At 70.4% G+C, this 13247-nt stretch carries 13 protein-coding genes; 4 read left to right on the forward strand and 9 right to left on the reverse strand.

Annotated elements, in window-relative coordinates; all coding sequences use genetic code 11:
- Window positions 1–130: 130 nt before the first annotated feature.
- Complete coding sequence (locus C9J87_RS05060) at window positions 131–784, reverse strand: GNAT family N-acetyltransferase (RefSeq protein ID WP_232211513.1); 654 nt, start codon at window positions 782–784, stop codon at window positions 131–133.
- Between the two features lie 159 nt (window positions 785–943).
- On the opposite strand from C9J87_RS05060, the gene C9J87_RS05065 reads away from it, so the two are divergent.
- The gene (locus tag C9J87_RS05065) at window positions 944–1552 is read left to right on the forward strand and encodes a hypothetical protein (protein ID WP_107704884.1); all 609 of its coding nucleotides are present in this window, start codon (window positions 944–946) and stop codon (window positions 1550–1552) included.
- A 69-nt stretch (window positions 1553–1621) separates the two neighbouring features.
- Here C9J87_RS05065 and C9J87_RS05070 read toward each other — a convergent pair whose 3' ends face one another.
- Window positions 1622–2701, reverse strand: a complete 1080-nt coding sequence (locus tag C9J87_RS05070; protein ID WP_107704885.1) for an amidohydrolase family protein — start codon at window positions 2699–2701, stop codon at window positions 1622–1624.
- Window positions 2702–2748: 47 nt separating this feature from the next.
- On the opposite strand from C9J87_RS05070, the gene C9J87_RS05075 reads away from it, so the two are divergent.
- The 3 genes from C9J87_RS05075 (at window position 2749) to C9J87_RS05085 (ending at window position 5453) form a co-directional block, all read left to right on the forward strand.
- Window positions 2749–3561 (forward strand): lysyl oxidase family protein, encoded by an 813-nt coding sequence (locus C9J87_RS05075; protein ID WP_107704886.1) that lies wholly within the window; start codon window positions 2749–2751, stop codon window positions 3559–3561.
- Between the two features lie 174 nt (window positions 3562–3735).
- On the forward strand, window positions 3736–4077 hold the full coding sequence (locus C9J87_RS05080; protein ID WP_010833710.1) for a hypothetical protein: 342 nt from the start codon (window positions 3736–3738) through the stop codon (window positions 4075–4077).
- A 134-nt stretch (window positions 4078–4211) separates the two neighbouring features.
- The gene (locus C9J87_RS05085) at window positions 4212–5453 is read left to right on the forward strand and encodes an MFS transporter (protein ID WP_051204221.1); all 1242 of its coding nucleotides are present in this window, start codon (window positions 4212–4214) and stop codon (window positions 5451–5453) included.
- On the opposite strand, the gene C9J87_RS05090 is transcribed toward C9J87_RS05085, so the two are convergent.
- From C9J87_RS05090 to C9J87_RS05120, 7 genes are all read right to left on the reverse strand, one after another.
- Entirely contained in the window at window positions 5430–5798 is a 369-nt protein-coding gene (locus C9J87_RS05090; RefSeq protein WP_010833712.1) for a hypothetical protein, read from the reverse strand. The genes C9J87_RS05085 and C9J87_RS05090 overlap by 24 nt on opposite strands.
- A 49-nt stretch (window positions 5799–5847) precedes the next feature.
- Window positions 5848–7407 carry a signal recognition particle protein gene (gene ffh / locus C9J87_RS05095; RefSeq protein WP_010833713.1) on the reverse strand — a complete coding sequence of 520 codons (1560 nt, stop codon included), beginning with the start codon at window positions 7405–7407 and terminating at the stop codon, window positions 5848–5850.
- Window positions 7408–7575: 168 nt separating this feature from the next.
- Window positions 7576–9813, reverse strand: coding sequence for a [protein-PII] uridylyltransferase (locus C9J87_RS05100; RefSeq protein WP_157953120.1), 2238 nt, complete (start codon window positions 9811–9813; stop codon window positions 7576–7578).
- A 4-nt stretch (window positions 9814–9817) separates the two neighbouring features.
- Window positions 9818–10156, reverse strand: coding sequence for a P-II family nitrogen regulator (locus C9J87_RS05105; protein WP_107704888.1), 339 nt, complete (start codon window positions 10154–10156; stop codon window positions 9818–9820).
- The gene (locus C9J87_RS05110; RefSeq protein ID WP_107704889.1) at window positions 10153–11487 is read right to left on the reverse strand and encodes an ammonium transporter; all 1335 of its coding nucleotides are present in this window, start codon (window positions 11485–11487) and stop codon (window positions 10153–10155) included. The genes C9J87_RS05105 and C9J87_RS05110 overlap by 4 nt, the downstream gene beginning before the upstream one ends.
- A gap of 121 nt (window positions 11488–11608) precedes the next feature.
- On the reverse strand, window positions 11609–11947 hold the full coding sequence (locus tag C9J87_RS05115; RefSeq protein ID WP_010833716.1) for a P-II family nitrogen regulator: 339 nt from the start codon (window positions 11945–11947) through the stop codon (window positions 11609–11611).
- A complete protein-coding gene (locus tag C9J87_RS05120; protein WP_198652277.1) occupies window positions 11944–13245 on the reverse strand; it encodes an ammonium transporter in 1302 nt (433 codons plus the stop codon). The genes C9J87_RS05115 and C9J87_RS05120 overlap by 4 nt, the downstream gene beginning before the upstream one ends.
- Between the last annotated feature and the right edge of the window lie 2 nt (window positions 13246–13247).

Consider the following 13247-nt stretch of genomic DNA (forward strand, 5'->3'; position numbering starts at 1 on the left):
CGCCAGGTGGGGACCGGGTCGGGTCATCCGATGGGGCGCCGCGACGGCCGGGTGAGAGGGCCCTGCCATTGCTGCGACTCAGCGCGCGATTCTGCCACGTCCTGCTGGCTTCTGAACAATCCGGTGCGGATCAGTCCGCGACCCCGATCAGGCGCCGCACGGGCTCGGCGCCCGACACCTCGACCGGGACGTCGGGCCGCACCAGGTCGCCGGGGCCCAGGGAGAGCATCGTCATCTCCGCGAGCTCGCCGCGCCGCTCGTAGCGCTCGGTGCCGTTGACGCGGTAGCCGACCTTGCGACTGACCGCCAACGAGGCGGGGTTGTCGACGAAGGCACCGGACGTGATCTCGGTGAAGCCGAGGTGGTCGAAGAGCAGCACGCACATGGCCTGGCGCATCAGCGTTCCGAGGCCGCGCCCCTGGTGCTCGGCACCGAGCCACGACCCGGTCTCACCCGTACGGCGAACGACGAAGTTGCTCGTGGTCACCCCCTGGACCCCGACCAGCTCGCCCCGCCACCACACGCCGAGGTTGAGCACCCACGACGCCGGCGAGAAGTCGGCGCGGGTGCGCCAGTGGTACTGCGCGAAGTTGAGCGGCAGCTCCTCGGGCGCGACGTCCGTCCACGGGAACGAGAACGGCATCCGGTCGGGCGCGTGGATGCCGCGAGCAGCCAACGCCCCCAGCGTCACGAGGTCGTCGTCGCTGATGCCGCGCAGCTCCAGGTCACCGGCACTCACGCGCAGGTCGAGGACCGGGAAGACCTGGCCGATGGGTGTCGTCACGCAGCCAGCCTCGCGGAGCATGTTCACGGGCGGCAACTCCTTTCCACCCCCCGAGAGGGTGGGAACGAGCATCGTCGCGGTTGTCCCGTGGCAGACCGCAAGGCAGACTTCCGAACGGAAATGCATGACGCACGGATACCTACCCCCCGAGGAGATCCCATGATCCGCACCCGACGCCTCACCGCGACCCTGGTCGCGACGGCTGCCCTCGCCGTCCCGACCGCGGCGCTCCCGACGGCGGTCGCCGCCGACGGTCAAGCGACCACGGCCAGTGACGCCAAGGCAGCACCCAAGGCCCAGACCAAGCAGCTGCTCAAGGACATCGCCGGCAAGGACAAGCGCCTGGCCCGCTTGGCCGAGAGCAACGCCGTCGCCGGCCTCGCCGACGACACCGAGGGTGCGCTCGTCGCCAACCTCGGCGCCGCACAGGAGGATCTGGCCGGGATCAAGACCTCGGTCGAGGCCGCCGACACGACGTTCGACACCCGCGCGGCCCGCAAGGAGCTGCGCTCCTTCCGCGTGGTGAACTTCCGCCTGGCGCTCAACGTGCTCAAGCAGGCGGAGGGCCTCGCCGAGGCCGCGGCCGCCGACCCGGAGGCCGTCGAGCACCTCGCCCTCGCCGAGGAGGCCGCGCTGGCCATCACCGCGACCAGCACCAAGGCCGACATCAAGGCTGCTCGCGCGCACCTCCAGGAGGCCCGCGCCGAGCTCGAGCCCACCGAGGACACCGAGCCCACCGAGGAGCCCGCTCCCTCCCCGGCGGCCTGACCCGGACGCAGAGCACGAAGGGCGGTCACCCCGTGGGGGTGACCGCCCTTCGCCGTACCTGGGGACCCGTCAGCCGCCGGCCACCACGCGTCCGCGGAGCACGACGGTGGTCGGTTCGTGGAGCACGGTCAGGTCGAGGAGCGGGTCGCGCGGATAGACCACGAAGTCGGCCGGAGCGCCCTCGGTGAGGGTCGCGTTCCAGCCGAGCCACTCGCGGGCCCGCCACGACGCGGCACCGAGCGCGTAGTCGGCCGACATGCCCAGCTCGTGCATGGCCAGCACCTCGCCGGCGATGTTGCCGTGGCGGCTCACTCCCCCGCCGTCCGACCCTGCGTAGAGGGCGACGCCGAGCTCGTGGGCGGCCATGATCGTCTCGCGCTGGCGGGCGTGCAGGTCGGTCATGTGGTCGGAGTACTGCGGGAACTTGTCGCGGCCCGCATCGGCGTACTGCGGGAACTTGGCGATCTGCATGACGGTCGGCACCAGGGCGATGCCGCGTGCTGCCATCGTCTCCGCGAGGTCGGTCGACAGGCCGGTGCCGTGCTCGATGCAATCGATGCCAGCCTCGATCAGCACCGGCAGCACCGCCTCGCCGAAGCAGTGTGCGGTCACCTTGGCGCCGTGCTGGTGGGCGGCGGCGATCGCCTCGGCGAAGTCGGCGGCCGGGAAGGACGGGGCGAGGTCGCCGGTGTCGCGCGAGATCCAGTCGCCGACGAGCTTGACCCAGCCGTCGCCGCGCTGCGCCTCCTGCACGACGGTCTCGACCAGGGTCGGCGGCTCCACCTCGTGGGCGTAGTTGCGGATGTAGCGCTTGGTGCGGGCGATGTGGCGCCCGGCGCGGATCAGCCTCGGCAGGTCGTCGCGGTCGTGGATCCACGACGTGTCCGCCGCCGACCCGCAGTCGCGGATCAGCAGGGCGCCGGCGTCGCGGTCCTCGATCGCCTGCGCCTCGGCCTCGGCGTCGGAGATCGCCCCGTGGTCGTCGAGGCCGATGTGGCAGTGCGCGTCGACCAGGCCGGGCACGATCCAGCCCTGCGCCGCCGTGTCGGCGCCTGCCTGCGGCTCGTAGGTGACGGTGTCGCCGACGACGTAGAGGTCGCGGACCTCGCCGTCGGGAAGGACGGGACCGGAGAACTTCAGCGCGCGCATACCCAAACCCAATCACGTCCGTCGATCCACCCGCGAGGGCCGAGCCGATGTGCCACGATCCCGGCATGCCGCCCGCGGGGAGTCGCATCACCCGGCAGCTCGCTGCCCTCAGCGTCGTTGCCCTGCTCTCCGGCTGTGGCGGTGACGCCGAAGCCAGGTGGGCCGAGGAGCCCGTCGGCTCCGCGCTCCTGCCCGACTTCGCGCCCGTCCCCCCGTCCGACATCCACACCAAGCAGATCGACGGTGCGTGGACGGTCGAGTTCAGCTCGACCCTGGTCAACGTGGGCGAGGGCGACTTCCACGCGACGGCCGACAAGCAGCTGGACGACTCCTGGGTCCTGACCCAGGACATCGAGTACGACGGTGGCGGAGCCGAGCACGTCACCACCGACGCACAGGCGGTCTGGGGCGGCGACGGCCACGAGCACTGGCACGTCGAGCGCTACGTCGTCTACCACCTGTTCGCCCTCGACGAGGCCGGGAAGGTCACGGGGCCGGCACGCACCGACCACAAGGTCGGATTCTGCATCTACGACTTCGAGCGAGCCGAGGTCGACCTCGGCTCGGACGAGCCGACCTACGACCGCAAGGGTTGCGGCGAGGAGGACTCGACCCACCTCGTGATGGGACTGAGCCCCGGCTGGGCCGACCACTACAACTGGGACCTGCCCGGGCAGAGCATCGAGATCGACGGGCTCGCCGACGGCGACTACCGCATCTTCGCGGTCGCCGACGAGGGGACCGTGTTCCGCGAGGAGACCACCGAGAACAACGAGACCTGGGTCGACTTCACCTTGTCGAGCGACCCGCAGGGGAACCGGTACGCCCTGCTCGGGGACGTCGGCCCCTCGCCCGCGTGAACTGGTCCAGACCACTCGCGGGGCCCGTTCGTCAATATTGGGCTAGTTGTCCCCCGCCACACCTCGACCGCGCGGCCTCGTCACGACAGTGGGGCGTCCTACCGGAGGCCGCTGGCCGACGACGCGGTCACGGTGGCCGTATGTCGCCCGCGGTCCAACAGACAGGGGAACAGCATGAAGCACAAGAAGATCCTGGTCGCCGTGGCAACCACGGCGATGATCGGCCTCGCGTCACCCGCGATCGCCGCCGACCTCGCCAACGGCAACGGCCAGACCTGCGGGGACGGGGTCGGGGTGTGGCACTTCGTGAACAACCAGACGCACGGCGCTGCCAGCGGCCTCCTCACCGCGACCTTCACCGACGGGGTGCACTCGATGGTCGCGCCCAGCAAGAACACCGGGTCGACGCAGCACTTCTACGTGGAGTCGACCGGCATGCTGGTCTCCGCGAGCACCAACCTGCCCGGCAGGCTCGTGCTCTCGGACTTCAGCTGCGAGGACAGCAAGAAGAAGTGAGCTGACGACCACCGGGGACTCGTCGCACGGACCGGACCGGTCGGCCTACAGCCACCGGCCCACGCCCGCGCGTCGAGTCCCCGGCCGTCAAAAGCTGAGGCGTCGCGAGGGATCCGGCGCCTACTGTGTCGCCGGTGAGCCTGCGCGAACACGCCTCCCCGCTGCGCGTGGCCAACTTCCGCTACTTCTTCCTCGGCGAGATCGTCAACACCGCCGGCTCCTCGATGTCGGGGATCGCGCTCGCCTTCGCGGTGCTGGACATCGACGACTCCGCCACCTCCCTGGGCCTGGTCGCGGCGGCCTCGACGGTGCCCATGGTCGCGTTCATGCTCATCGGCGGCGCCCTGGCGGACCGGCTGCCCCGGGCAGCGGTCCTGCGCGGGTGCAACCTGATCCAGGGAACCGTCCAGGCGATCACCGCGACCCTGGTGCTCACCGACCGGGCCGAGGTGTGGCACCTCGTCGCACTCTCGTTCGTGAGCGGGACGGTGTTCGCGGTCAGCTATCCGGCGTTCCACGGGATGGTGCCGATCCTGCTGCCTCCCGAGGAGCGCAAGTCGGGCTTCCTGCTGATCGGCCAGTCCGACGCGCTGCTGCGGATCGGTGGCCCCGTGCTGTCCGGCATCTTGGTCGCCACCGTCGGACCGGGCTGGGCGTTGGCGATCGACGCGGCGACGTACGTCGTGGCAGCGGTGTTCCTGAGCCTGGTCCGGCTGCCGTTCGGCGAACGGCCCGAGCGTCGGACCAGCGTCATCGGCGACTTCGTCGTCGGGTGGTCCTTCGCCCGCCAGCTCGGCTGGGTGATCCCGGCCTCGTGCTGCGCACTCGTGTTCAACGCCCTGATCAGCGGCTCGATCTACGTCCTCGGCCCCGTGGTCGCCGACGACACGATCGGCAGCCAGGGCTGGGGCCTTGCGGTGTCCGGCCAGGCGGTCGGACTCTTCGTCGGGACCCTCGTCCTGGTGCGGATCACCATCCGTCGACCGATGTGGGTGATCATGATCGGCTTCGCCGTGATGTCCACCCCGATGCTGCTCCTCGGGACCTGGGTCAACACCGCCGCGCTCGCCGTGGCCTTCTTCATCGCCGGCGCCGCGCTCAGCGCCCTCGGGCTGGCCTGGAACCTGACGGTCCAGGAGAAGGTCCCCGAGCACATGCTGTCGCGGATCATGGCGATCGACGGGTTCTTCTCCTTCGTCGCGATGCCGATCGGACAGGTGCTGGTCGGCCCGTTGTCGAGCCAGTTCGGCATCCGTGGCGTCGAGCTCGGCAGCGTCGCGCTGTGCATCCTGGTCATGCTCGTCGGCCTGTCCGTCCCGGCCATCAGGAACCTGCGCCTCGAGGGCCCGCGATCAGATCTGGTCGAGCAACCATGACGGGCTCATCGCCCGGGCGCCGAGTCCCTCGCAGCGCCCCCGCAACACGTGGTCGGCGCTGATCAGCACGACGCTGTCGCCCTTGTCACGGGCCGCGGCGACCTCGGCGATGATCGCGCTGTCGCCGTCGCGGGGCGCGTGCACGGTGCGCACGTGCTGGTCGCGCCCGGGTCGCACACCCGCCTTCGCACCGCCCTCGAGCACCAGCACGATGGCGTCGTACGACGTGTCCCCCACGAGCAGGCGCTCGTGCAGCCGGCGTGCGGCGCCGGCGCGGTCCTTCCACCAGCCGTCGGGGACCGAGCCGACCACGTTGGCCGCGTCGACGACCAACACGGACGTCATGAGCAGTGGTCGTTCGAACGACCAGTTCCCATGACGTCAGCGCGACCGGTCACTTGAGGAACTTGGAGAAGTCCTTGGGCAGGTCGAGCGCGGCCGCTGCCTTCTCGTAGTCGATGTCCTCGCCGGCGTTGCCGAAGGGGTTGGCGGCCTTCTCGGCTGCGGCGGCCTTGGCTGTGGCCGCCTCCTGCGCTGCCTTGGCGGGGTTGCCCGAAGAACGCTTGCCCTTCTTCTTCGGCGCCTGCTTGCCGCGCTTGCCGGCGCCGACAACGCCCGCACCAGGCATGCCGGGCATACCGGGCATGCCGCCGCCGCCCATCATCTGCTTCATCATCTTCTTCGCCTCGAAGAAGCGGTCGACGAGCTGGTTGACGTCGGAGACCTGGCGGCCCGAGCCCTTGGCGATGCGGGAGCGGCGCGAGCCGTCGATCAGCTTGGGGTTGTCACGCTCGGCCGGCGTCATCGACTGGATGATCGCCTGGATCCGGTCGATCTCCTTCTCGTCGAAGTTCTCGAGCTGCTCGCGGAACTGGCCCATCCCGGGCAGCATGCCCATGATCTTCGACATCGAGCCCAGCTTGCGCAGCTGCTGCATCTGCTTGAGGAAGTCGTCGAGGGTGAAGTCGCCGGTCTGGAGCAGCTTCTCCGCGGCCTGGCGCGACTCCTTCTCGTCGAAGGTCTTCTCGGCCTGCTCGATCAGGGTGAGCATGTCGCCCATGTCGAGGATGCGCGAGGCCATGCGGTCGGGGTGGAAGAGGTCGAAGTCGGTCATCTTCTCGCCGTTGGAGGCGAACATGACCGGTTTGCCGGTGATCGAGGCGATCGAGAGCGCCGCACCACCGCGGGCGTCACCGTCGAGCTTGGTGAGCACGACGCCGTCGTAGCCGACGCCGTCGAGGAACAGCTGGGCGGTGGTGACCGCGTCCTGGCCGATCATCGCGTCGACGACGAAGAGCACCTCGTCGGGCTGCACGGCGTCGCGGATCTCGGCGGCCTGCTTCATCAGCTCCGCGTCGACACCGAGGCGACCGGCGGTGTCGATGATGACGACGTCGTGCAGCTTGCGCTTGGCGTGCTCGATCGACTCGCGGGCCACCCAGACGGGGTCGCCGACGCCGTTGCCGGGAGCGGGCGCGAAGACGGGCACGCCGACTCGCTCGCCGTTGACCTCGAGCTGCTGGACGGCGTTGGGGCGCTGCAGGTCGGCCGCCACCAGGATCGGGGTCTTGCCCTGCTCCTTGAGCCAGAGCGCGAGCTTCGCGGCGAGGGTCGTCTTGCCGGCACCCTGGAGGCCGGCGAGCATGATGACGGTGGGCCCGGTCTTGGCGTAGCGCAGGCGACGCGTCTCGCCACCGAGGATGGTGACGAGCTCCTCGTTGACGATCTTGATGATCTGCTGGGCGGGGTTGAGCGCTCCGCTGACCTCTTCGCTGCGGGCACGCTCCTTGACGGCGCCGACGAACTCCTTGACCACCGGCAGCGCGACATCGGCCTCGAGCAGCGCGATCCGGATCTCACGCGCGGTCGCGTCGATGTCGGCCTCGGACAGCTTGCCCTTGCCGCGCAGGTGCTTGAAGGTGTCGGCGAGCCGGTCGGAGAGAGTGGCGAACACGTGTGGTCAGTCCTCGGGGTCGTTCACGGGTGGTACGGCGGGTGGCGAGGGGGTCCCCGCGCGATCGGCCAAGCCTAACCGTCGGTCGAGGGGATCTCGCGAACGACCACTGCAGGGGTCCCGAACGCGTGCTGCCCGCTGCCCTGCGCTGCCATGGCCGCGATGGTGTCAGGCCTCGACGGTGCCGAGGAGTGCGGCACGCACGTGGTGGGCCGCGTCCGCCGCCCGTTGCTCGGAGAGGGCGCCGGCATCGCGCTCCTGGACGTAGAACACGTCCACGGCCTGCGGTCCGAGCGTGGACACGTGGGCCGAGCGCACCGACAGGTCGAGTCCGGCCAGCGCGTGGCACACCAGCCACACGACGCCGGGACGATCGTCCATCCGCACCTCGAGCACGGTCGCGCGATGCGACGCGTCGGCCCTGACGACCACGACCGGTGCCAGCCTGGTCGGCACCGGTCGGCTGAGGCGCGAGACCGCGTCCACGCGTCCCTCGCTGATCGCCACCAACCGGGTGCGCAGGACCGCCGGGTCGAGGTCGGGGTCGGCCACCTCCCACACCGAGACCCCCACCTCCAGGCCGTCGTCCTCCTGGGACCAGGCGCGCGCCGAGCGGACGGTCGCACGCTGAAGCGCGAGCGCGGCCGCGGCGTCCGCCAGCAGGCCCACCCTGTCGGGGGCGAGCACCGTCACCCGGGCTCCCGCCTGGTCGGCCTCGACGAGGACGGACACTCCCCCGCGGCGTACGGCATCAGGCACCGGCACGTCGCCGTCGGAGGCGTCGGCGGGCGGCGGCTCACCACCGGCCGACACCAGCGCGTGCCGGGACAGGCGGTCGATGAGACCGGCACGCCAGGTGGACCACGCCTTCGGGGAGGCAGCGCGCGAGTCGGCCTCGGTCAGCGACCGCAGCAGGCCCAGCGCCTCCCCACCGGAGACCTTGGCCAGCAGCGCCTCGACGGTCGCCGGGTCGTCGGGATCGCGGGACGTGGCGATCTCCGAGAGCAGGAGGTGGTGCCGCACGAGCAGGGCGATGAGGTCGACGGCGGCGGCGTCGAAGCCCATGCGCGTGGCGATGGCCCGGGCGATCGGCTCACCCGCCACGGAGTGCTCGGTCAGCTCGCCCTTGCCGATGTCGTGCAGCAGCGCAGCGACGAGCAGCACGTCGGGGCGAGCGACGTGGCGGATCAGCGTGGACGCCTCGATGCAGGTCTCGATGACATGACGGTCGACGGTGAAGCGGTGGATCGGCGAGGCGTGGGGCAGCGTGCGGATCCGCTCCCACTCGGGCAGGAAGCCCGTCAGCGCGCCGGTCTCCTCCAGCGTCTCCCAGACCGGCAGCAGTCCGGGACCACTGGCGAGCAGGCTGACCAGTGCGTCACGGGCCTCCTCGGGCCACGGATCCGGGAGCGGCGGGCAGTCGCGCACGAGCCGAGCGGCCGTGGCCGGCGCCAGCACGACGTCGCGCTCGGCCGCCTCGGCCGCTGCGCGCAGCAGCATCACCGGGTCCCGGTCGGGGCGGGCCTTGGCGTCCAGCACGACCTCGCCGCGCGACAGCGCGATGCCCGGAGCGATCGGCTGCAGGGAGGGCCGCCGGGCGCCGGTCACCGAGGTCGGGCGATCGAGCACGTCCTCGACGCGGCGCCAGGTGAGGCGGGAGAGGTGACTGAGCCGACGGCCGATCTCGCGCACGTGCCGCTGCGCCGCCTCGGCGTCGGGCAGCCCGAGGCGGACGGCGAGCGGTGCCCACAGCTCCGGAGCGACGCGGTCGCTGGGCCGCCCGGTCTCGTCGTGCAGCAGGTCGCGGAAGTCGAGCAGCGCCTGCCGGGACGTCTCGAGCTCGGGGCTGCTCGCATCGACCAGCCAGGTCACCTCGAGCGCCCGGAGCACGGTGGCATCGCGCAACCCGCCCTCGGCCTCCTTGATGTCGGGGACCGACACGTGGGCGAGCTCGCCGACCGTCTGGTGCCGCTTGGCCACGAGGTCGCGCAGCGCTGGCAGCCGCTCACGGGCCTGGCGACGCCAAGCCGCGAGCATCGTCGTGCGCAGCCGCAACGTCAGGTTGGGGTCGCCGGCGAGGTGGCGGATGTCGAGCAGTCCGAGCGCGACCTTGAGGTCCTCCTGCGCCGCCGCGGTCATCTCCGAGAGCGAGCGCACCGAGTGGTCGAGCCGCGACCCGGAGTCCCAGAGCGGATACCAGACCTGCTCCGCGACCTCCCCGAGCTCGACTGCGTCGTCGTGCACGAGCACGACGTCCAGGTCGGACTGGGGCGCGAGCTCACCTCGGCCGAAACCGCCCGCCGCGATCAGGGCGACACCGGTCTCGGGACCACCCGCCTTGTCGTACGCCGCTCGGCAGAGCTCGTCGGCAGCAGCCGTTCGCGCGGTGCGCTCGATGGCCGTCATCGGGTCAGATCGCGCCCTCGTCGCGCTCACCGGTGCGGACCCGCACGACGGACTCGACGGGGGCCACCCAGACCTTGCCGTCGCCGATGCGACCCGTCTGCGCGGACGCCACGATCGTCGAGACCACGTCGTCGGCATCGGCGTCGTCCACGACGATCTCGATGCGGATCTTGGGCACCAGGGCGATGTCGTACTCCGCACCGCGGTAGACCTCGGTGTGACCCTTTTGCCGGCCGTAGCCGCTGACCTCGGAGACGGTCATCCCGGTGACGCCGACGGTCTCCAGGGCGGCGCGGACGTCCTCCCACTTGTGCGGCTTGATGACTGCAGTGACGAGCTTCATGGCCGGTCCCTCTGTTCGTTGTCGTCGTGACGGGTCAGGTTGTCCAGGAACGAGGAGCCCGAACGGGTTCCCGCAGTGGCGTGCAGGTCGTAGGCCGTCTCGGCGTGGATGATCAGGTCGATGCCGCTGATCTCGTGCTCCTCGTGGATCCGGAAGCCCATGACCTTGTCGACCACGAGACCGATGATGCCGGACACGACGAACGCGTAGACCAGGACGGCCCCACCGCCGACGAGCTGCTTGCCGAGCTGGTCCGCGCCTCCGCCGTACAACAGGCCGTCGACGCCCGTCGGTGCGGCCGCGGACGCGAGCAGGCCGATCCCGAAGGTGCCGACCAGGCCGCCGACGAGGTGCACGCCGACGACGTCGAGCGAGTCGTCGTAGCGCCAGCGGTACTTGAGGCCGACCGCGAGGGCGCAGACGACACCGGCGACGAGGCCCATCACGATGGCGCCGATCGGGGTGACCGATCCGCACGACGGCGTGATCGCGACCAGGCCGGCGACCAGTCCGGAGGCCGCACCCAGGGACGTCGCGTGCCCGTCGCGGACGCGCTCCAGCGCGAGCCAGCCGAGGGCACCGGCCGCGCCGGCGACCAGGGTCGTGGTGAAGACGATCGCGGCGGACTGGTTGGCGGCGAGTGCGGAGCCGGCGTTGAAGCCGAACCAGCCGACCCACAGCAGGCCGGCGCCGAGCATGACCAACGTCAGGTTGTGGGGGCGCATCGGGTCCTTGCCGAAGCCGAGGCGGGGGCCGAGGACGAGGGCCAGGGCGAGGGCGGAGGCGCCGGAGCAGATCTCGACGGCCATGCCGCCGGCGAAGTCGATGGCACCGAGCCGGTTGGCGATCCAGCCGCCGGTGTGGTCACCGGCGGAGAAGTCGAAGACCCAGTGCGCGACGGGCGCATAGACCAGCAGGGTCCACACGGTCACGAACACCATCCAGGCACCGAAGCGGGCCCGGTCGGCGATCGCTCCGGAGACGAGAGCACCAGTGATGACGCAGAACAGTCCCTGGAAGACCGCGAACAGGATGTGCGGGACGGTGCCGGTGTTGCTGTCCTCGGACATCAGGGAGGAGAGGCCGGCGTATTGCCGCGGGTCGCCGACCAGGCCGCCGCCGAGGTCGTCGCCGAACGCGAGCGAGTAGCCGACGAGCACCCACACGACCGTGATGACGGCGAGCGAGCCGAACGTCATCATCATCATGTTCAGCACGCCCTTGGAGCGGACCATGCCGCCGTAGAACAGGGCCAGGCCGGGGGCCATCAGCAGGACCAGGGCCGCGGAGACCAGGAGCCAGGCGGTGTCACCGGAGTCGAGGGAAGTCATGGGACGTCACCTTCCGTGCCTCGCGTTTCACACACCGACACTGTGTGTTTCAGACAGGTAAATGAACGCGGCCCGCTGCCCCGCCGGACCATCCCGGCGGGGCAGTGGCTCACGCGCTCGATCAGATCGCTGCTTCGTCCTTGTCCCCCGTGCGGACGCGGACCACGGTCTCGACCGGGCTGACCCAGACCTTGCCGTCGCCGATCCGTCCCGTCTGGGCGGTCTTGACGACGATGCCGACGACGTCCTCGGCGTCGGCGTCGTCCACGACGATCTCGAGGCGGATCTTGGGCACCAGGGCGATGTCGTACTCCGCACCGCGGTAGACCTCGGTGTGCCCCTTCTGCCGGCCGTAGCCGCTGACCTCGGAGACGGTCATCCCCGTGACGCCGAAGGTCTCCAGCGCCTCGCGGACGTCCTCCCACTTGTGGGGCTTGATCACTGCGGTGACGAGCTTCATGCGTTGGCTCCTTCGGTGCTCGAGGTGCTGGAGGTGCTCGCGGCCAGGACGCTCTTGCCGCCCCCGCTGCTGCCGCTGTGCAGGTCGTAGGCGGACTCGCCGTGCTCGGCAAGGTCGATGCCGTTGACCTCGTCCTCCTCGTCGAGGCGCAACCCGATCGTGTACTTGATGGCCAGGCCGATGATCGTGGTCAGCACGCCCGAGTAGACGACCGCGACCAAGACACCCAAGGACTGGTCACCCAGCGAGCCGAACCCGCCGCCGTACAGGAGGCCGTCGATGCCGCCGGCACCCTCGGAGGTGGAGAACAGGCCGATCAGGACCGTGCCGACGATGCCGCCGACCAGGTGCACGCCGACCACGTCGAGCGAGTCGTCGTAGCCGAGCCTGTACTTCAGGCTGACGGCCCAGGCGCACAGGCCACCGGCGATGAAGCCGATCGCCACCGCGCCCTCGATGTCGACGGCGCCGGCCGCGGGGGTGATGGCGACGAGACCCGCCACGATGCCGGATGCGGCACCGAGCGAGGTGGCCTTGCCGTGCAGCAGGCGCTCGATGAGCAGCCAGCCGAGGATCGCGGCGAAGGTGGCCAGCGTGGTGTTGGCGAACGTGCGACCCGTCTCGGAGTAGAACTGCGCGAGGAACGCGGTCGGGTCCTCGTCGAAGGTCGTGCCGAAGACGATCGAGCCGACGTTGAAGCCGTACCAGCCGAGCCACAGCATGCCCGCGCCGAGCATGGTCAGCGTCAGGTTGTGCGGGCGCATCTGCTCCTTGGGCCAGCCGATCCGCTTGCCGAGCAGCAGCACCAGGACCAGCGCCGCGACACCGGCGTTGATGTGGACCGCCGTACCCCCGGCGTAGTCCTGGGCGCCGATGCGGCCGCAGATGAGCGAGTCATCGGTGCAGCTGAAGACCATGTGCGCCATCGGGAAGTAGACGATGACGGCCCACAGGGGCAGGAAGACCACCCAGGCCGAGAACTTCAGCCGGTCCGCGACGGCACCGCTGATCAGCGCGGCGGTGATGATCGCGAAGGTCATCTGGAACATCACGTAGATGTAGTTGTCGGTCGTGACGCCGTCGAGCCAGAACAGCTCGAAGGGGTTGGCGAAGAACGTGCCCTCGCCCCCGAAACCCATCGACCAGCCGACCGCGACGTACAGGATGCCGACGATGGCTGCCGCGATGAACGACATCATGATCATGTTGAGCACGGACTTCGATCGCGACATGCCGCCGTAGAAGAGTGCCAGGGCAGGCACGGTCATCATCAGCACAAAGGCAGTCGCGATCAGCATGA

This window comes from Nocardioides allogilvus, from assembly GCF_003047285.1.
Taxonomy (GTDB): Bacteria; Actinomycetota; Actinomycetes; order Propionibacteriales; family Nocardioidaceae; genus Nocardioides; species Nocardioides allogilvus.